Annotated in this window: 19 protein-coding genes; 6 read left to right on the forward strand and 13 right to left on the reverse strand. The window is 40.1% G+C overall.

Annotated features, from left to right (window positions below; all coding sequences use genetic code 11):
• Positions 1-85: 85 nt before the first annotated feature.
• The 3 genes from RMX89_RS27760 to RMX89_RS27770 form a co-directional block, all read right to left on the reverse strand.
• A complete protein-coding gene (locus RMX89_RS27760; RefSeq protein ID WP_322691192.1) occupies positions 86-1,360 on the reverse strand; it encodes a DUF3086 domain-containing protein in 1,275 nt (424 codons plus the stop codon).
• 136 nt (positions 1,361-1,496) lie between these two features.
• Entirely contained in the window at positions 1,497-1,883 is a 387-nt protein-coding gene (locus RMX89_RS27765; RefSeq protein WP_104906734.1) for a DUF3119 family protein, read from the reverse strand.
• Positions 1,884-2,017: 134 nt separating this feature from the next.
• Positions 2,018-2,812: an MlaE family lipid ABC transporter permease subunit gene (locus RMX89_RS27770; protein ID WP_322667978.1), complete on the reverse strand. Its 795-nt coding sequence runs from the start codon at positions 2,810-2,812 to the stop codon at positions 2,018-2,020.
• 515 nt (positions 2,813-3,327) lie between these two features.
• Here RMX89_RS27770 and RMX89_RS27775 point away from each other — a divergent pair.
• From RMX89_RS27775 to aroH, 3 genes are all read left to right on the forward strand, one after another.
• Complete coding sequence (locus tag RMX89_RS27775) at positions 3,328-3,624, forward strand: hypothetical protein (RefSeq protein ID WP_322671305.1); 297 nt, start codon at positions 3,328-3,330, stop codon at positions 3,622-3,624.
• Between the two features lie 545 nt (positions 3,625-4,169).
• A complete protein-coding gene (gene sppA, locus RMX89_RS27780) occupies positions 4,170-4,991 on the forward strand; it encodes a signal peptide peptidase SppA (RefSeq protein ID WP_322691193.1) in 822 nt (273 codons plus the stop codon).
• 103 nt (positions 4,992-5,094) lie between these two features.
• On the forward strand, positions 5,095-5,505 hold the full coding sequence (gene aroH / locus RMX89_RS27785; RefSeq protein ID WP_322671303.1) for a chorismate mutase: 411 nt from the start codon (positions 5,095-5,097) through the stop codon (positions 5,503-5,505).
• A gap of 6 nt (positions 5,506-5,511) precedes the next feature.
• Here the strand turns inward: aroH and RMX89_RS27790 are convergent, their stop codons facing one another.
• A complete protein-coding gene (locus RMX89_RS27790) occupies positions 5,512-5,853 on the reverse strand; it encodes a PIN domain-containing protein (RefSeq protein WP_322691209.1) in 342 nt (113 codons plus the stop codon).
• Between the two features lie 350 nt (positions 5,854-6,203).
• Between RMX89_RS27790 and treS the strand changes: the two genes are divergently transcribed.
• On the forward strand, positions 6,204-9,590 hold the full coding sequence (gene treS / locus RMX89_RS27795; RefSeq protein WP_322691194.1) for a maltose alpha-D-glucosyltransferase: 3,387 nt from the start codon (positions 6,204-6,206) through the stop codon (positions 9,588-9,590).
• A gap of 304 nt (positions 9,591-9,894) precedes the next feature.
• Here the strand turns inward: treS and RMX89_RS27800 are convergent, their stop codons facing one another.
• From RMX89_RS27800 to RMX89_RS27840, 9 genes are all read right to left on the reverse strand, one after another.
• The gene (locus tag RMX89_RS27800) at positions 9,895-10,140 is read right to left on the reverse strand and encodes a ribbon-helix-helix protein, CopG family (RefSeq protein WP_322691195.1); all 246 of its coding nucleotides are present in this window, start codon (positions 10,138-10,140) and stop codon (positions 9,895-9,897) included.
• Positions 10,141-10,199: 59 nt separating this feature from the next.
• Positions 10,200-10,523 carry a type II toxin-antitoxin system RelE/ParE family toxin gene (locus tag RMX89_RS27805; RefSeq protein ID WP_322691210.1) on the reverse strand — a complete coding sequence of 108 codons (324 nt, stop codon included), beginning with the start codon at positions 10,521-10,523 and terminating at the stop codon, positions 10,200-10,202.
• 5 nt (positions 10,524-10,528) lie between these two features.
• On the reverse strand, positions 10,529-10,792 hold the full coding sequence (locus RMX89_RS27810; protein WP_322671300.1) for a type II toxin-antitoxin system ParD family antitoxin: 264 nt from the start codon (positions 10,790-10,792) through the stop codon (positions 10,529-10,531).
• A 179-nt stretch (positions 10,793-10,971) separates the two neighbouring features.
• Positions 10,972-11,385, reverse strand: a complete 414-nt coding sequence (locus RMX89_RS27815) for a type II toxin-antitoxin system VapC family toxin (protein ID WP_322691196.1) — start codon at positions 11,383-11,385, stop codon at positions 10,972-10,974.
• Positions 11,372-11,632, reverse strand: a complete 261-nt coding sequence (locus RMX89_RS27820) for a DUF2281 domain-containing protein (RefSeq protein ID WP_322691197.1) — start codon at positions 11,630-11,632, stop codon at positions 11,372-11,374. The genes RMX89_RS27815 and RMX89_RS27820 overlap by 14 nt, the downstream gene beginning before the upstream one ends.
• A gap of 226 nt (positions 11,633-11,858) precedes the next feature.
• Entirely contained in the window at positions 11,859-12,296 is a 438-nt protein-coding gene (locus RMX89_RS27825; RefSeq protein ID WP_322691198.1) for a DUF488 domain-containing protein, read from the reverse strand.
• Positions 12,297-12,310: 14 nt separating this feature from the next.
• Positions 12,311-12,856, reverse strand: coding sequence for a DUF488 domain-containing protein (locus RMX89_RS27830; protein WP_322691199.1), 546 nt, complete (start codon positions 12,854-12,856; stop codon positions 12,311-12,313).
• A 12-nt stretch (positions 12,857-12,868) separates the two neighbouring features.
• Positions 12,869-13,582 (reverse strand): hypothetical protein, encoded by a 714-nt coding sequence (locus RMX89_RS27835; protein ID WP_322691200.1) that lies wholly within the window; start codon positions 13,580-13,582, stop codon positions 12,869-12,871.
• A 150-nt stretch (positions 13,583-13,732) separates the two neighbouring features.
• Complete coding sequence (locus tag RMX89_RS27840) at positions 13,733-15,946, reverse strand: phosphoketolase (RefSeq protein WP_322691201.1); 2,214 nt, start codon at positions 15,944-15,946, stop codon at positions 13,733-13,735.
• A 186-nt stretch (positions 15,947-16,132) separates the two neighbouring features.
• On the opposite strand from RMX89_RS27840, the gene RMX89_RS27845 reads away from it, so the two are divergent.
• Positions 16,133-17,515: a cytochrome P450 gene (locus RMX89_RS27845; protein ID WP_322691202.1), complete on the forward strand. Its 1,383-nt coding sequence runs from the start codon at positions 16,133-16,135 to the stop codon at positions 17,513-17,515.
• Between the two features lie 485 nt (positions 17,516-18,000).
• Entirely contained in the window at positions 18,001-19,377 is a 1,377-nt protein-coding gene (locus RMX89_RS27850; protein WP_322691203.1) for a cytochrome P450, read from the forward strand.
• Positions 19,378-19,514: the final 137 nt, after the last annotated feature.

Consider the following 19,514-nt stretch of genomic DNA (forward strand, 5'->3'; position numbering starts at 1 on the left):
TTCACGCATTCAAAATTCAAAAAAGTCAAGAGATATTACTCTTGACCAATGACCAATGACTAATGACTAATGACTAATGACTCATTTAAAAGTCATCATCATAGTTTCTCATGGTTTTGGGGTCAGGAGCAAAAGCTAACCACAAGGGAAATTGCAGCAGTGACAAACTGATTTGCTCTTCTGAATCGTCAATGATAATTAAAGGCAATTGATTGGCTTTCGTCAATCGGTCTGCTTTTTGAGCGAGAGCGTCAGACGCCTCAAATAATACCACACCCCGGTCTGGGCCGAAATCTGGGCGACCGATTCCTAGACAATCTTGCAAGCCGCGCCGCCATTCACCTAATCGCTCCGGTGTATTAGCTAAGACTAAAGTACGGACGCGATCGCCATACAGCTTGTGTAATATCGAAATTGCAGCTGAGGCAATCAAAATATTTTGTAACCGGCTACCCATTGTCCGCAAACCACCCCGTCCTCCTTGGGTAAAAAACCAGTTGGAGATTCGTTCAGCGTGGATTGGTTCAAAGGTACGGCGTAGTTGCCACGGTGGCCCGTAGTAATCTGGTTTATTGCGGTATTGGTCAATGAGGCGGCGAATTTGCTTTGTCGTATCTTGAAACTGCTGTTGGGCAAATTGAGGTATTCCAGGTTGGGGTTCAGCTGGTTTAGGCTCTTTTACAGCTGGTTTTTCTCGTTCCACTACACTTGGCGTTAGTTGCAGCTGTTCAGCAGCAGAGGCCAAATCCTGTAAGCTACCCGTGAGATAGTCTTTAAAACCTTGCACCCGAATTGCCAAGTCTTGGGATGTACCAGCAAAAGTAGTTCGCATCTCATTGCGGATACGTTCTTGACGGCGTTCTAGTTGTTCTACAGAAATTTGCAGGGTTTGTTTACGTTGTTCTAACTGCACCAGCGACTCTTGCACGATTCGCCCCAGTGAGGTTTGAGTTTCACTCACCTGTGTCTGAAGCTTTTCGTAAGAAGCTTGCAGCTTGGCTATTTCTGACTTGAGAACTGCTTCAGCACTCTGCAACTCTGCTACTCGCTGCTCTGCTTCTGCATATAGTGAATTATTTCCCGATCCTATTTCAGACCCCAGAGCGACATTTTCTACTTCTAACTGCGCTACAAACTCGCCATTTGAATTTTCTGTTAGCTCTACTGTAGAATCTACCACTTCTGCATTGGAAATGAGTGGCTCAAAAGTTGTGTAGTCCTCTGATGAGCTAATGGCTTTTGTGTCTACCACTGACTCAACTGATGGATTTACTGGATGTTCAACTGCATTGTTCTCTTCTGGTTTTTCTGTCAACCGCTCATCAATTGGTTCTGGGGTTTGAGATGCCTCTGGGTTCATAAACAATAGTGTAATTCCTATGACGCGAATAAATAGCTTTCAGAAATATTACAATTGACCTGCCATAAAAGTCCTGAGCATGAGTGCTGAGTTCTGAGTCTATATCAAAACGACTCAGAACAGATGGCAATCAGCACTAAATACGCGGACAACGTTGTTCTAAACAAGTTTTCAAGGTGTTGGGGTCAAATAAAATCGGCAAAAAGTGAATACTTTTAATTTCTTTAAAGTAAAACAAAATGGGGACTCTATTCCAAAAGATCCGCCAGTTTTGCCATTCTTGGTAGGGAAAGCGTCGAATCAATTTTTCGCCTCTGTAAATATCTAAGTCAGTAGCGGTAAATTGCAAACGCAGCGTTAACGCCTGAAACATGAGAAACAAACCAAACAGCGTGAAAACGGAGCCTACCCAAGGTTGTACCAACAATAGTGGAATTGCGGCAATCACTAACACTATCGGTATGTTGTAACTAGGCTTGAGTTCCACAGTTGATGTGGAGTTAGAAGCAAATGAACTGGTCACAGTCTTAAATCCTGCTTTGTTTATTAGGCATCTCTCCTATTTTAGGAGTCAGGAGTCAGGAGTTAGAAGTTAAGAGTTAGGAGTGAGGAGTTTTAACTCATAACTCATAACTCTTAACTCCTCCCTTCTTACTTCTATAGCCCTATGAATGCACTGCCAGTCCCCTGAAACATTAACCAAGAAAGAAAGAAGTTGCTCACAAATATAATCAGCAAGGCAGTCACAACAGCTGTTGTAGTTGACTGTCCTACACCTTTGGCACCTCCTGTTGTCGTCAACCCCCAACTGCAACCAATTACAGCAATTAAAATGCCAAAACAACAAGCTTTAATCATGGCGCTAAAAATATCCCAGATGCCAAGAAAGTTACGGGCTGAGTCGAGAAATACCGTATCAGACAGGTTGTAGATATTTGTCGCAACTAAAAATCCTCCGAACATCCCTGTCACCAAAGACAGAAGGGTTAAAATTGGTAGCATGAAACAGCAAGCAAGAACGCGGGGGATAACCAGATAATCAATTGGATCTGTTCTCAACATCAACATGGCATCGATTTGTTCTGAGACTCGCATGGTACCGATTTCTGCTGCAAAAGCAGAACCGACTCGCCCGGCCAAAATCACTGCTGTCAACACAGGAGTGAGTTCTCGTGTCAACGCTACAGAAAGGACTCCGCCGATAATGTTTCCGGCACCAAAGTTAATGAATTCTCGCGCCACCTGAATGGTAAACACCGCACCAACGAAAATAGCCGTCAATAAGGCAATAAATAAGGAATCTGGCCCAACTGCTGCCATTTGTTCTAAGGTATTGCGCCGATGGATTTTGCCTCTCAATAGGTGAACTAGTACTTGCCCACCCAGAAAAATCGCCGCCAGCAGCCGCTGACTCCATTCCCCTAAACTGGATTTGGATGTAGTCTGGTTCAATGTTCTGTAGCTAACTCGGTAACTGCCTTAAGAATAGCGGAAGTCATGGGAATGGGGAATGGGGCATGGGGCATTGGGCATTGGGCAGAGGTGCAGAGGTGCAAAGGGGCAGAGGGGAAAACTTACTGCAACTTCTCCCCTGCTCCCCTGCTCCCCTGCTCCTGTGCTCCCCTGCCCTCATCTCCCCTGCTCCCCTGCCCTCATCTCCCGACTTCCCCAAAAAGACTGAATATTAACTTAGATTAAAGATGTTCTCAGAAAATAAAGCTGTTCTTAAACGTGCTGCAAAGCAATAAATAAGTAGTACTCTTGGTTATAATCTCCATTATGCAAGGGTTTTGTAGATTTCAGCCGCTTTTTTTATCCCCAGCATGGGCTGTAACTGCTAGCCTTTTATTTTAATGAAAACTTAAGATTTTTGACAGATTCGCTGCTCTGGAGCGATCGCTCGTATTGTAGAAAATGACAAACCGCTATCTTGCTCTTGTCATCTCTACTCACGGAGTTTGTCTTAAATGACTATTTTCACTAACTTTCTCCGCTCTCTACTACTCACAATCATTTTTAGTTTTGTCCTTCCCATGTTTTTCGTTGGCGGCGGATTGCTCGTTCTATCCCTCATTGGGCACTTCCCTGGCTTACAAGACTTCACTGAGGCGATCGCAACTCAGATTATCCATTTTCTCGCCACCTTCGGCAGTGGAACTCCCCTATGCGGATTATTTGTAATTAGCTTAACCTGTAGTTTCGTTGGGGCACTGTTTGATATGTTTGTCTATTATCGGTATCAAATTTTACGAATAGATTCTTAAGTAGTTAAATCGCTTCATCAGGAGATTATGGGGCTGTAGAAGACAGGAAAAAGTGATATTTCCCAGAGTGAAAGTACTACTAGTCTATAACCTAAATAGAGATTAGTGTTGCTGAATGAATTTGGATTAATTAAATTGAGTGTTGAAGTAATTGATTAAATATTTATATATTCATTAGTTATTAGTTATTAATTACTGACAACTAGTAAACGTGCGCGAACGCAAGTAAAACCAGTCCTCAAACATTCAAAAAGCCGGAATAACAAGGCATTGAGAAGTTTTAATTTTGCAAAATAGCTAAAATAGCCTTTCTAAATCATCAGGTTAACGCTAAACTAGAGTTTGGCATTTTATGCTAGCTGCAATCTTTGAGGATTTGATTAGTATTAATCGAGAATATCAAATAAAACTCACTGAAAAATATAAAAATTTCCTTAAAATTCTGATGAACACAATGCCTGCTCATGTTTCTTAACAGAGGAAAGCAGGTCGTCTGACCGTTGGGGATATTATATTGAATTTATTACGAGGTATGTTGACAGCTCATGGTTTGGCCGTTTAAGCCCAAGTTTAGAAAACAAATTGCGCGGATTGAAATTACTGGTGCGATCGCCAGTGCTACTCGCAAACGCGTCCTAGAAGCCCTGAAAACTGTAGAAGAAAAAAAGTTTCCGGCATTATTGCTACGTATCGATAGTCCTGGCGGTACAGTCGGAGATTCCCAAGAAATCTACAGTGCCCTGAAGCGTTTACGCGAGAAAATCAAAATTGTCGCTAGCTTTGGCAATATTTCGGCTTCTGGAGGAGTATACATCGGTATGGGAGCCGAACACATCGTTGCCAACCCAGGTACAATTACGGGTAGCATTGGTGTGATTCTGCGTGGGAATAACTTGGAACGCTTGCTAGAAAAAATTGGTGTTTCCTTCCAGGTAATTAAGTCTGGCCCTTACAAAGACATTTTGGCTTTTGACCGGGAACTGACCGAACCAGAAGAAAGCATCCTGCAAGAGTTGATTGACACAAGTTATCAGCAGTTTGTCCAAACGGTAGCTGATGGCCGTTCTTTAACGGTGGAAGCTGTAAAAAGTTTCGCCGATGGTCGGATTTTTACTGGACAGCAAGCCCTAGCTTTGGGTGTTGTAGACCGCTTGGGCACAGAAGAAGATGCCCGTCGTTGGACAGCAGAACTGGTTGGTCTCGATCCAGAAAAAACTCTCTGCTATACCCTAGAAGAACGTAAACCCTTATTGAGTCGCTTTATACCAGGAAGTCGTCAGTTTTCATCAGGAATTGGGGCTGGTATTGATTGGCTCGAATTTGAAATGTCTACTAGCGGTTTACCTCTGTGGTTATATCGACCCTAAATATGAGTTAGGAGTTATGAGTGAGGAGTTAGGAGTTAAAAATCCTAACTTTTCATTCTCAACTCTTAACTCCTCACTTTTGTGTTTTAAGGAGGATTTTGGCGTGGACTGGCAAATGCGGGCTATTCGCGGAGCAACAACCGCTTCAGAAAATACTGTTGAGACAATCCGAGAAGTGGTGACAGAACTACTAGATGAACTGGAAAATCGGAATCAATTCCAGCCAACGGACATCATTAGTGTGACTTTTTCAGTGACACGCGATTTGGATGCAGTTTTTCCAGCTGCGATCGCAAGAGCGCGTCCTGGTTGGGATAATGTGGCTATGTTGGATGTGCAGCAAATGCACGTCGAAGGCAGCTTACAGCGCTGTATTCGCTTCTTAATTCACGCTTATCTGCCAACCTCCGCCTCAATTCATCATATTTATTTACGCAACGCCGCTAGCTTGCGTCCCGACTGGAGTTTGCCTCAGATACAAGCATCACAGCAAGCAGTTAAGTCAAAAGTGTAACAGGACTTAATATTTTTCAGATGAAATCCAGTTTTTCAACCGTAAATTAGAAATACGGCTGTAGTGACGAGTATTGTTTGTTGCTAAAGTGTAATTTTCTGCAACTGCAACATTAGCAATTAGTAAATCAAATTCAGCAATAGTTTGTCCTATTCTACGAAGTTCTGCTTTTAATTCACCATACTTTCTTAGAGCAGGATCGGTTAAAGGTACAACGGGTAAGTTTTGAATAAATTCTTCTGCACGAGTTAAATTTTCCACTACTCGTTGAAAATTATAAGCATCAAAATATAACTCAGCAACAGTGATGCTGCAAATATAAATTTGCTCCTCATTTAGGATTGCTATAGTTTACAATAAGTTTTGTTACATTTTTCCACCCGGAAAGAAAAATTATACAGCAGGTTGGTTTTTAAGTGAAATTAAAAATGCAGTACGGGAGCATCAGATATAAAAAGCTTCTGCCTCCTGCCTCAAAACCCGTAACTTTGTACTTCATGCAAATGAAAACTGCTATATGTATATACGCAGTTGGTATGATTATTTATGACTAAATATAGCTCCTTTGGTAGTTTCATTACTTAAGTAAGAAAGCGTAAACATTACTCGTGTAAGATAAATAAGCTGATAATCTCAGCGATTGTATCAAGTAAAAATATAGTTCTATTGGATATGCGATCGCATATCTTCTTAAAATAATGCCAAACTCCAACTTGAAAGATGACTCATTATGGTTCAAAAATGCAATTATTTACGAATTAGGTGTTCGCACATTTGCTGACAGTAATGGTGATGGTATTGGTGATTTTCCAGGGCTGACAGAAAAACTAGACTATTTACAAGATTTAGGTATTACTGCCATTTGGTTGTTACCTTTTTTTCCTTCACCACTCAGAGATGATGGTTACGATATTGCCGATTATACTAGTATCAATCCTATCTATGGCACATTAGAAGACTTTAAAGCGTTTTTGAGCGCTGCTCATCAGCGCGGTATTCGTGTAATTATAGAATTAATTATTAACCATACCTCTGACCAACATCCTTGGTTTCAAAGAGCACGTCGCGCCCCGAAAGGAAGTCCGGAGCGAGATTTTTATGTTTGGAGTGATACTCCTGAAAAATACCAAGAAGCGCGAATTATCTTCCAAGATTTTGAGACATCTAACTGGGCTTGGGATTCAGTTGCCAAAGCTTATTGCTGGCATCGTTTCTATTCCCATCAGCCGGATTTGAATTATGACAATCCCTTGGTGCGCGAGGCAGTATTTGATGTTCTAGATTTTTGGTTGGAGATGGGTGTAGATGGACTACGTATGGATGCTGTGCCTTATCTCTACGAACGGCAAGGAACGAACTGCGAAAACTTACCTGAAACCCATGCGTATTTGAAGGAATTGCGATCGCACATCGACGCGAAATTTCCTAACCGGATGTTACTAGCTGAGGCGAACCAATGGCCTGAAGATGCAGCCGAGTATTACGGTGCAGGGGATGAGTGTCACATGAACTTTCATTTTCCCCTAATGCCGCGTTTGTTTATGGCAGTGCGGATGGAAGATAATTTCCCGATTGTAGATATTCTTCAGCAAACTCCATCGATTCCTGATAACTGTCAGTGGGCATTGTTCCTCCGCAACCATGACGAACTGACTCTAGAAATGGTGACAGATGAAGATCGCGATTTTATGTATGGGGCCTACGCACAAGACCCAATGATGCGGGTAAATTTAGGCATTCGCCGCCGATTAGCGCCGCTTTTGGGCAACGATCGCCGCCAAATTGAGTTACTCAATAGTTTACTATTATCTCTGCCAGGAACCCCCGTACTTTACTACGGTGATGAAATTGGCATGGGAGATAACGTTTATCTAGGCGATCGCAATGGTGTTCGCACACCTATGCAGTGGAGTTCTGACCGCAACGCTGGTTTTAGTCGCGCCAACCCGCAACGCTTGTATCTACCCGTCATCGTTGACTCAGAATATCACTACGAAGCACTCAACGTCGAAGCCCAACGGACTAATAGCAATTCTCTTTGGTATTGGATGAAACGTTTACTCGCTACTCGCAAACGGTTTGCGGCATTGGGTGAAGGGCGTTTTGAATTGGTACAGTCTAATAATCGCAAAGTTTTTGCCTTCAGCCGGATTACCTCTGAAGAAGATGTCTTAGTAGTAGCAAATTTATCTCGTTACGTACAAACGGTGGCGTTAGATTTATCAGCCTTCAATGGACTAATACCAATAGAAATTTTTGGTTCCACTGAGTTTCCACCGATTACAGAATCGCCCTATTTCCTCAGCTTAAGTCCTTACGGGTTTTACTGGTTCACCTTACAACGTAAACCTAGCTCAACTCAAGAGCCTAAACCCCAAGCAGATTTAGTAACTCTGCTGGTAAATGGTTCATGGCAAAATGTGATTGGGCAACGAGAGTCAAAAAGCGTTCTAGAATCAACACTGCGGGATTACCTCTATACCTGTAGCTGGTTTGGCGGCAAAACTCAGACTGTACAATCAGTACAAATCATTGAAGCGATTTCTTTACCCTATAACCAGCAGATAGCTCAAATTGTTTGGTTGCAGGTAGATTATAGCCAGGGAAACCACGAAACTTATCTGTTATTTCTTGCCTATGCAGAAGGTGAGCAAGCAACGCATCTTTTGGCAGAAATGCCGCAAGCTATAATTGCACGGCTTGAGGTGCAAGGCAAAATAGACACTCCTCCACCCAACACTCAAGAAGTTGGAATTTTATTTGATGCTTTAGCAGACAAAAACTTTCTCACCTCACTGCTAGATGATGCGATCGCTAATCATCACTCTTATAAAGGGATAACCGGAGAATTATTTGGCACTACTACTGATTCATTCTCCGAATTGCGCCGACAGTTAACCAATCATGAGCCGACTGTTCTGAATAAAGAAGAACAAACCAATACTTATATAATTTATGGCGATCGCTTGTTGTTGAAACTCTTCCGCAAAGTCGAGGAGGGTTTGCACCCAGATTTAGAAATCCGGCGTTTCCTATACCAGAAAAAATGCTTGCAAAACTCAGTTTTCCTAGCTGGTGCTTTAGAGTACCGCCGTGCAAATAAAACAGGCAATAAAACTGCCCTACCTACGACTATAGGTATATTACAAGAGTTTATTTTAGATATCCGTAGTGGCTGGGACTACACACTTGATAGTTTGCAAAAGTACTTTGATTTAGTGACCACAGAACACGCCACTATTGCCGAAGTGCCTCTGCCATCAGGTTCTTTGTTGGATTTACAGAGAATTGAGATTCCCGAATTGGCAATTGCAACTATCACTTCTTACTTGCAAAGTGTTGAGCTATTGGGTAAATCCACAGCTGAATTCCATATAGCGCTGGCTACAAATATAGATAGCTCAGACTTTGCTCCAGAATCTTTTTCATCGCTTTATCAACGTTCGATATATCAAAGTGCACGTAACTTAACTGGACAAGTATTTCGGTTGTTAAAAGAACGAGTAAAATACTTGCCAACGGATACTCAACCATTAGCATTAGAAGTTCTTAATAGCCAAGATAAAATATTAGAACGCTTTCAGTTAGTTGTCGGGCAAAAAATTACTGCATTGCGGACTCGTCATCATGGAAACTACCATTTAGCGCAAGTATTTTACACAGGAAAAGACTTTATTATTCCTGATTTTGAAGGTAAAGCAGATCGTAGTTTCAGCGAACGACGCATAAAGCGATCGCCTCTACAAGATGTAGCAGGAATGTTACTATCTTTCAACTATGCAGTTAACCAAGCTCTGGGCTATCAAGAAGAATCTGGAATGATCCGGCCTGAAAATTTACCCCTTATAGAACAATGGGGACAGTTTTGGTATACCTGGGTCAGTACTAGCTTTTTGAACTCTTATTTAGAAACTGCTAATCAAGAATCTTTCCTTCCAAACACAAGAGAAGAACTAGATGTGCTGCTTTTTGCCTATCTTCTAGAACAAGCGATTGATGCACTAGGCTATGAACTAAATAATCGCTCCGATCGGGTAGAAATTCCACTCCAATTTATTCTGCGATTAGTGAGTGAAACTGCTTAAACAGTTTTTCCTAGTACGAACAAAATCTGCTTTTGCAGGTTTTAAAGCGTAGTACGGAAATCTTAACTGTAGGTTGGGTTGAACTTTAGTGTTACCCAACAGAGGCGGGAATGTTGGGTTTCGTTCCTCAAACGCCACTTGCTTCTCGTGTCGGAGACGCTACGCGTAGCTTGCTTCCCCGTTCGCGCTAGCGTCTCCGAAGGAGAAGGGGTACAAGCCGGGGAACCCGTCCAACGCAGTAGCTCCCCAACCTACAACTACAACTTTTAAACCTGAATGAGGTGATGCGATCGCGCTTGATAAATTAATGTGAACACTGCGATGTATACTTCCTAAATCTACGTCCAATCGGTATCAATTGATTTGCTTCTGGAACTCCTAATTTTTTGGTTTCCTCTTTAGCTATAACCATAATTTGCATCAAGGTTATAGCCTGACGCAAAACATCACTTTTACTTGTGCCTATTTTATTTGCTAATTCGTCTAATATTTGATTTAGTTCAGGTGACAAATCTAAGTTTAAGTGAACCATCTTTTGAGTGTTAGTCATGGTTCCATCCTTGTGTAAAATCTTAACTACAGGAAAAAATTGATGACTTGCAGGATAAGCTATAGTTCTAAGTCTTCATCAAATATTAATTCAATGTCTCTTGCACCATGAATGACCCGTAGAATATCAATTGCTGATTCAGTGATGCGGTAAAAGATAAGATATTTTTGAAATCCTTTGATAGATATTTGTCGAATTTCTGCTAGATTTGGATGGACAAATTTACATGGTTTTCCAATAGCCGGGGTTTTTGCTAATTGTTTAAATGTTCCTTCGGCTGCTGTTAAAAAGCGGTCTGAAACATTTAAGTTATCTTGTGCTATGTACGTTGCTAAGTCTATTAAGTCCCGGATAACTTGAGGTCTTTTTTTTATTTCAAACATCACGGCTAAATTGCATCTTGATGTTTGTTCATTCTTTCTCGGATTGTTTGACGTATATCTTCCCAATCTTGAACAGTCATTTCTGTTGCATTCCCAGAGTTTAATCCCTCCAGAAGCATTGTTTCTAGACGTTCTTTAGCTCTCTGTTTTTGGTCTTGTCGCACTAATTCACGAAAATATTCGCTAACACTGCTATAACCACCTTGAGCTACCTGTTCTTCTATATAAGCTCGCATGGTGTCAGGTAAGGAAATATTGATACTTTTCACGAGGGTTAGTTTTTGAATCTGTTTTTCTATATTATGGCAGTTTTTGCCATTTTATGCCATTGCACAGAAGATGTTATTTGCTATTTAACTGTGGTAATTGTTTCACTCCACAGCATACAAGTACGCCCTATTGTTAGAAGAGAAATTGCGCGATCGCGGCTGATAAATTTATAATTACTTCAAAATAGGAGATTTTCAAAAGGATAACTTTGCTTCCAACGATAGGTATTAAAGTCACGCTGATCTACTGAAAAAATGCGTCCATGCCCTAAATGTTCTGCTAAAATTACTAGGGAAGCATCAGCCAAATCCATTGGAAGATCAGCATATTTTTTCATTAATTCAATAATTCGAGCAGTATGGTTAAGTTCTAAATTAAAAATCGTAAATAATTCTTCTTGCAGACTATTTATAAAAATAATTTCAGCTTCAACTCCCTTGCGAGTTAGCAAAAGATAACAAGTTTCTGTGACAACACACCATGTTGTAATTAAAGGTTCATTATATTGTTTTAAAGCCTGTTTTGCTTTTTCGTGGTAGGTGTCTTTTTTATCAATAAGGGCTAACCAAAATCCTGTATCAACGATGATCATATTTATTATCTAATGTATTAGATAAAACTTCTTTATAGGTTGTTGATAAATTTTCGTCAACAGAACAAAAACCAATTAATCCAATTTCATCAAACTTTTCATAGAGACTTTTTTCTTGACTATGATTTTCTGATTCTGTTTGTGGATAACGCTTTTTGAGTAATTGAATAAAATCTAGTAGTAATATTTGAGCTTCTTCTGGTAAAGTATCAATATCTCTATATATTTCTTCAAATTTTATCAGCATAATTAACTTCTAAATTGAGAAAAATTTTCGGGATGACCCTATTATAGACTAATTTTAAGCTTGGGTGAGGTGACGCGATCGCTCCTGATAAATTAATGTAAACAATGCGATGTATACTTCCTAAATTTATTCTCTTGAGTGCCTAACGATTGAATCGGTGGCTAAAAAAAAATTATTCCCGTATTATGCCGTAGTCAAAAGCTGTATTAAGTATATTATATAGTATCTAAAGATGAATTATTTTCATACCCTTGCTCATATCAGCTAGCATTTCTGATGCAATTCTTCGATGACATTTTTCTGGGGTATGCTCAGAACATAGCAAGCATATCCTTTGATTATTGAGTAGAGTTTTGTTTAACTGTTCCAATGCTTTTCTATTTTTAATAAGACTTCGATATGAACATTGATATTCTTCCCACTCCCCGGTTGTATGATACTTATCACGTATGTCTTTCGTTGGAGCAAAGTGAGTCCAATGTTCATATTTAATTTCTATAAGACTGAGAAAATATTCTAAGTCCTTTTTTTTAGTAAATCCTGCCAATTGACCTGTGTTGTTGAGACGGACATCCGCTATTAAATCTATTTTTTCATTTTTTAATAATTCAAAGAAGTGTTGTGCAGATTTTTTAGTAAATCCAATAGTATATATAATTTCCATATCTTAAGAATTCATCAAAATAGTGAAGGTTGAAAGTAAATTTGAATTAAAGAGGCATCTTCGAGTTTTCCACTAGCACGAATATGGCTGATTTTTATGTTATTTATTTTGTACTTTTCTGGAAATTTGTGTAATAAAGTATGAACGATTATTTTATGTCGATGACAGCGACGAGGGTCTTCTTCACTGCACATTATAGCAGTAGGTTTAGTAAAGCCTATATGCATAAGCTCTAACACTGCATTATTATATTTCTCATTTGAATCATACCTGTCATCTTCTCTAAAGCCTATAGAATTTTTTAAGTCATCCCGGCGACCTCCTAAAGTATCTCCCATCCAAATATAATCAATTCCATGTTGGGATAATTCTGAAGAAATATGACCCTTGGCAAAATTTTTGTTGTACTTACTATGGGGAATACTTCTTACATCGATAATACATAAAATACCGTTCGCTTTCAGAAGCTCTAAGAATTTATTAGTGCTAAGGTTGGAATGACCTATAGTAAATAAAATTAAAAAATTTTCATTCTGAATCAAATTATCTTTAGATTTCATGCTCTATTATTCTCATACATAATCGTTAAAATCATATCCTAAATCGTCAAAACATTTTCCTTTCAACCAATCTGGAACTGAAAAAATTCCAGAAATTTGTCGCCACACTTGACCTCTCCATTCTCTTGTAATACCAATTCTAATAAATATATCTTTTCCTTGTAATGCTTTAGTTAATCTTCCTTTTAAGTTTACTCTATCTGTTTGCCAAAGATATTTACAAGCTGCCAACCAATTTACATCTGTTATGGGTAAATGACAATGATAATCACCACTCTCGTCGTAAAATGATAGATGACATTTTAATTTATCTTCCCATACCCTAACTTCAATTTCAGGAATTTCACGGCTTTTGACAATAACAATTGAACGTGATTCTTCAGCTAAGGCATATTCTAATGAAAAGTCGGTATTTTGATTAAAAATTGCTAACTTTTCACTGTCAGTAGGTATACTTACTAATCTGGGCTGAATATTACCATCAATTTCCCAATCTTCTGTATGAAATACTGATTTTGAAACAGGATTTAAAAACTCTAATTCTACTTTAGCGAGAGGTTTTATTACTACTTGTCCTTGGACATAAAGAAACTCTTTTTTAATACCTGGCCTTTCAGGATAGTGAATTTCTGGTCTGACGAATTTACCTATCTCATCCAAACCACTTATGCATACAAATCCTTCTCTCATTCGTGTGACACCAGTTATAAATATTATCTTTTTCATTGATTTTTTATTTTTTCAATATTTATATACTTGCAAAATAAAAATCCTAATGAGAACCGCAGATATACGTATTAAAACGCCAATATCTATGCGTCTATCTGCGTATATCTGCGGCTAAAAATTGAACTATTCTACTTGCAAAACTCAGGCTTAATGCACTAATGCGATCGCACGTTTTGTTAACGCTTCAGCAGTTAATCCATTAAACGCCATCAACTCACCAGCACTCGCGGTAGTTTCGCCACGTTTCCATGCAAAGGTGTCGCGCTTCGCTGTACTCCGTAACAGGATCGGTTCTAGCATCGACGCAGCACCACCAGTAACCGCAATTAGCGCATCGCCATCAAATAATTCGGCAAATTTCGCATCATCTAAGAAATCACCATCAGGTTCGGAACAGATATCCCATGCTGTATCGTGGGGACGATACAAACGTCTGGGGTTAATAACAGAAACAATCTTCGCACCAATACCTTCAGTTTCCAAGAAAGCAGCAGCTTCAAATACTGGCATTAATGTCATATCGCCAATTACAGCAAATACAACTTGTTTATCGCCAGCGATTTCATGTAATAACACTGCACCATCGCGCAACCCTTGACGAGTTTGTTCTAAAGTTGTGCGAATTGGTAACGGCGATTTACTGGCTGTAATTACAATTCCCTTATTCTTAGTTTTCAATGCCCAATCATAACAGGCTTGAATACTATTAGCATCAGGCGGAAATAATGGGAAAACATTTCCATTTCGCATCAACGAAGCAAAGTAAGCTTCAATTTCGGGACGTTGGTGAGTCCAACCGTTGCGCCCTTGTTCTAATGCGCCTGCTGTGAATAAAGTAATAGTCGAGGGAGTTGGACGGCGCAATTCTGCCATTGATTGGGTTACAGTTTGCCAAATTGGTAATCCGTTGATGGCAAAAGATTCGTAAGAACACCACAAAGTTCTCGCACCCATTAACGCTAAACCCGCAGCTAAACCAGCACAAGCATCTTCACTCAATGGTTCATAAACTTGTCCATTTGGCGCTTGGTTATATAAGTCGTCGGTTGTGGGATGGATAATCTTTAATGCTTGGTTAATGTTGGCAATTCCTGATGCTTCATTACCATCGGCGTTGGTGACAAGGAAATTTCGATCTTTATTTCCAACTATTCCTACTAATCGTCCCATCGCAGTTGTGGAAACTTTTGGTTCACCTCCAACTGCATATTCTTCTAAAGGTAATTCGCCTAAATCTGGTAATGGAAATTCAAATTCTGTCACCACAGTTTTCCCTGCTGGGCCACCACCGGCGCGTTCTGCATTTGTTCTAACTAATTGCCAAGCTTCCACAGACAAAGCACGGGTTTGCAATGCACTAATAATATGAGGCGCATCTAGCGTGTCTTTAGGATAAAGGTTGTGGGATTTTGCACCTCGCGCGTGGACTCCTGCACCTTTGAGTTGTTTAATGATGAAGACGGTAAGTTTACCACCCAGTGCCGATCGCGCTGCTTTATCTATACCAGAAAGTACTGCTTGAGTAAATTCTAGGCGTTTCTCAAAGGAAAAGGCAGTACTATCAACGTAATCCCCTGGCTGATCTCGATCGTCGAAATCTTTGGCATCAACTAACACCACTTCATCAAAACCGTTACCTTGCCAATATGCTTGCATCTCTGGGTTGGTTTTCAGGGAAACCATGCTGTGATGTTCTTGGCTGTAACCGTTCCACACTAATATCGGCAAAAAGTTGGTGACAGCAGGATAAGCAGTATGAAAATGTGCGATCGCACTTACAATATAAGGCTCACCCAATCCCCCATCCCCAACTGTAAAGGGGAATAACTTATCTTTGTGCAGGAGTGCAGCCGCCATTGCAAAGTGTTGCCCTTGTCCCAAAGGCCCCGCAGGTGCGAGAATACCGGGAATGTAACCAGAAAGGTGTCCTAAAAGTCCGTGCTTTTCTCGGAAGCGATCGCGCAATTCTTGGACTGTAAAAATTCCCATGTCCTCTAGCGATCGATCCAAGAACATGGCACTATAAAATCCGGGGGCGTGGTGTCCAACTTCGGTAATAATGTTTTTGTATCCCAGCATGACAAGAGATGCGTAAGCTTCTGCTTGGCTGGCGAATCCGCCGGGATGCCCAGAAGCCTTACTACCAGTAACTTGCAAAGTTAGGTAGCGCAGGGCATCGGCAGCAAGTAAAGTTTGATATACTGCATTTGGTTCTGTGGGAGATGCGATCGCTACTTTGCCCGATTCGATAGCAGGTGTTGCACCATAAGTTTCAAAATCTGGTAAAGCTTCACCAAAATATTGAATCCCTTCCGAAAAATTGGGAAGCGCTGAAGATGCCTTTGCGGAGATTGCAGTCATGCTGAGTACCTTTTGACGATGAAGTGAAACTGTAGATGCTCGTTGAATTTAACCAAAATTTTACATCTTCGAGGTTGTAACAGTTTATTGCTTTTTTGCAACGTTAGAATAAGTACTTTAAATGGTCAGGCAACCAAAATTTCAATTAGTTGAAGTAGCAAAAAATATTTAATCGGAAAAAAATTTATGAAATTCCCAAATGGGCCGCAAACTCCAGCAGTTGTACAGATGATGCGCTGGATTGTTAATCCGATGTTATTTATGGAGGATTGTGCCAAAACCTATGGCGAGATTTTTACTCTCCGATTAGACAAAAATCTGCCTCCTATGGTGGTTGTCAGCAACCCCCAAGCGCAACAGCAAATTTTGACAACTGATACCAAGGAATTAGAAGCCCCTGGCGATCTGAATAAGGTGTTTGAACCTTTGCTGGGAAAGCATTCTGTGATTAGCATTAGCGGTGCAGAACACCAGCGTCAACGCCAGTTGTTAATGCCTCCCTTTCACGGCGAAAGAATGCGGAATTATAGTCAGGTGATTACCGATGTCACCAAGCAAGTTATCAACCAATACCAGATAGGCAAACCCTTTAATATTCGGTCTGCTACTCAAGCTATTACCCTGCGGGTGATTATGCAAGCTGTATTTGGGCTGTATGAAGGGCCTCGCGCCGAAAAACTACAGCATTTTTTGGGCGATCTTTTAGAAAAGGCCAGTTCTCGCTTAAGTGTGGCTTTGGCTTATTTTCCAGCTTTGCAAAGAGATTTTGGCCCGATTAACTTCTGGGGAAATCAGATGCGCCTTCAGCAAGAAGCTGACCAACTCCTCTATGAGGAAATTCGGGAACGTCGAGAACAACCAGATTCATCACGCACGGATATTCTTAGCTTACTCATGGCTGCTAGAGATGAAGCCGATCAACCCATGACCGATGAAGAGTTGCGCGATGAATTGATGACTCTGTTAGTCGCTGGTCACGAAACCACAGCAACAGCCTTAGCATGGGCATTCTACTGGATTCATAAAATACCATCAGTGCGCCAAAAGCTACTGCAAGAATTAGATAGCTTGGGCGATAACCCAGATCCTAGCACTGTTTTCAAATTACCTTATCTCAACGCTGTTTGTTCCGAGACATTGCGGATTTATCCAGTAGGTATGCTAACTTTTCCCAGAAGAGTAAAAACACCGATATCGCTGGGCGGTTACGAACTAGAACCGGGTACAGTCCTAATTGGTTCTATTTATCTGACCCACCAACGGGAAGATATTTATCCAGAACCTAAGCAGTTTAAACCAGAACGCTTTTTAGAACGGCAATTTTCTGCTTATGAATATTTGCCCTTTGGCGCTGGTGCTAGACGCTGTATTGGGCTAGCGTTTGCCCAGTTGGAAATGAAGCTAGCACTTGCTCAAATCCTTTCTAGCAAGGAATTAGAACTAGTTAATAAAGGTGAAGTGCGACCTAAACGCCGTGGCTTGGTGACAGGGCCAGATCGTCCCATTGAGATGGTTGTCACGAGTCAACGTCAGGTGAGGTCTTCCATCCTCCAGACAACCTCTGTTTGATGCTGCGAGGTTTAATGGTTGCGTTCAGCAAACTGTCAATTATCTATATATTTAGATAGATTTTCAATGCTTTTAAACAATCCCCTATAGTCCTCTTTAAAAGAGGACTATAGGGGATTTTAATATATTACAACTGTAAAAAGAATGAATTTTAAGAGTGAGATTATACATCAAAATAAGGCATTTTAATATCACCAAAAGACGTAACTTTAATATGTGTATCCCAAAATAATTGAGTAAATTTTTTCTGTAAATCGCTTTAAAAATTCAGAAAAAATATTATCATTAACTTTGTAAAAATTAATAGTGATTAATTACCACTACGGGTTACTTAGTGTTAATTAACTCCCTACTATCCCCTGAAAATATTAACAAAGCTTGCTCTAATTGCATCTTTTTTAAGGAGTGTTAGGGAGAAGTAAGCCTTAACCCAAGCGGATTGAATTATTTGCACCTTCTGAAATCCTAAAAGTATCTAATAAACAATGAAACTATTTAATAATCTCAGCACACCAGCGTTGTTACAAACTCTGCAATTAATTGCTGAACCAACAAAATTTTTAGAAAATAATGCTGCCAAATATGGTGATGTTTTCACAGTACAGGTAATGGGTTTAAAGTCACCACCGATAGTATTTTTTAGCCATCCCCAAGCAATTAGCGATTGTTTTGCTCTACCTGCACACAAGTTAGATTTTAAGAAAGCAACCCATGTATTTAAACCCTTGTTTGGAGAGAATTCTATTGTATTTCAAGAGGCGCGATCGCACCAACAACAGCGACAGCTATTACTTCCAGCATTTCATGGCGATAATTTAAAATCTTATGGACAAGCAATTTGTCAAATAACTGAAGAGATTACACAACATTGGACATCAGATACAAATATTTGTATACACAAATTAATGTCAAATATCACTTTAGAAATTATCTTACAAGTGGTATTTGGGATTACTCATGGTGTGCGTTACCAACAATTAAAAGAACAATTGAGTTCTTTATTAGAAGACGTAACTAAACCTTGGTATTCCAGCTTGTTTTTCTTTCCTTCGCTGCAAAAAGATTTAGGCGCATGGAGTCCTTGGGGAATTTTCTTAAAAAGACGAGAGCAAATTGACAAACTCATCTATGCAGAAATTTCTGAAAGGCGTTGGCAAAATGATCCTGCGCGTACAGATATTCTCAGTCTGCTGATGTCAGCGTATGACGTAAATGGGCAACAGATGACAGATGAGGAATTACGCGATCAACTAGTTTCATTATTGCTATTGGGTTACGAAACTACATCTGGTGTATTAGCTTGGGTATTTTATTTAATTCACTCTCACCCAAAGGTTAAACATCGGCTAATGCAAGAACTAAATACTTTGGACAATCTCACAAATCCTGAAACAATTGCACAATTACCTTATCTCACCGCCGTTTGTCAAGAAACACTGCGAATTCACCCTATTGCTTTAATCTGCACACCGCGAATGGTAAAAGATAGAGTGGAAATTATGGGGCATAAATTTACATCAGAAACAGTTTTAGTTCCCTGTATTTATTTAGCACATCGCCGAGCCGAGACTTACCCAGAACCAGAACAGTTTCGCCCAGAAAGATTCCTCAACCAAAAATTTTCACCTTACGAATATTTACCCTTTGGTGGAGGTTATCGCGGTTGTATTGGTGCAGCCTTTTCCATGTACGAACTAAAATTAGTAACAGCCATGATATTATCCCGTTTTGAATTAAGCCTTACTGATAAACGTCCTGTGCATCCAGTCCGCCGTGGTATCACAATTGTCCCTAGCGGCGGTGTAAAAATGGTTGTTACTAAAAAAGCAAAACTCAAAAAACAAACAATACTTTCTACTTAATTAAGTAAGTCGGTATTGATATTTCAACCTATGTTAATAAACATTCCAGTAGTAGCGTGTTAAGGCTAAAATAGTGCATAAAATTTAGCTCTTGTGGGGTGGGCATCTTGCCCGCCCAGACGGGTGAGGACACCCAT

Origin of the sequence: Nostoc sp. DedSLP04 (assembly GCF_034530775.1) — a bacterium.
Taxonomy (GTDB): Bacteria; Cyanobacteriota; Cyanobacteriia; order Cyanobacteriales; family Nostocaceae; genus Nostoc.

Bases quoted from the DNA above. Each gene is read 5' to 3' on its own strand.
- RMX89_RS27840 (WP_322691201.1), bottom strand. From the start codon at position 15,946: ATGACTGCAATCTCCGCAAAGGCATCTTCAGCGCTTCCCAATTTTTCG.
- RMX89_RS27845 (WP_322691202.1), top strand. From the start codon at position 16,133: ATGAAATTCCCAAATGGGCCGCAAACTCCAGCAGTTGTACAGATGATG.
- RMX89_RS27850 (WP_322691203.1), top strand. From the start codon at position 18,001: ATGAAACTATTTAATAATCTCAGCACACCAGCGTTGTTACAAACTCTG.
- sppA (WP_322691193.1), top strand. From the start codon at position 4,170: ATGGTTTGGCCGTTTAAGCCCAAGTTTAGAAAACAAATTGCGCGGATT.
- RMX89_RS27800 (WP_322691195.1), bottom strand. From the start codon at position 10,140: ATGACTAACACTCAAAAGATGGTTCACTTAAACTTAGATTTGTCACCT.
- RMX89_RS27805 (WP_322691210.1), bottom strand. From the start codon at position 10,523: ATGTTTGAAATAAAAAAAAGACCTCAAGTTATCCGGGACTTAATAGAC.
- RMX89_RS27830 (WP_322691199.1), bottom strand. From the start codon at position 12,856: ATGAAATCTAAAGATAATTTGATTCAGAATGAAAATTTTTTAATTTTA.
- RMX89_RS27825 (WP_322691198.1), bottom strand. From the start codon at position 12,296: ATGGAAATTATATATACTATTGGATTTACTAAAAAATCTGCACAACAC.
- treS (WP_322691194.1), top strand. From the start codon at position 6,204: ATGCCAAACTCCAACTTGAAAGATGACTCATTATGGTTCAAAAATGCA.
- RMX89_RS27760 (WP_322691192.1), bottom strand. From the start codon at position 1,360: ATGAACCCAGAGGCATCTCAAACCCCAGAACCAATTGATGAGCGGTTG.
- RMX89_RS27820 (WP_322691197.1), bottom strand. From the start codon at position 11,632: ATGCTGATAAAATTTGAAGAAATATATAGAGATATTGATACTTTACCA.
- RMX89_RS27775 (WP_322671305.1), top strand. From the start codon at position 3,328: ATGACTATTTTCACTAACTTTCTCCGCTCTCTACTACTCACAATCATT.
- RMX89_RS27835 (WP_322691200.1), bottom strand. From the start codon at position 13,582: ATGAAAAAGATAATATTTATAACTGGTGTCACACGAATGAGAGAAGGA.
- RMX89_RS27815 (WP_322691196.1), bottom strand. From the start codon at position 11,385: ATGATCATCGTTGATACAGGATTTTGGTTAGCCCTTATTGATAAAAAA.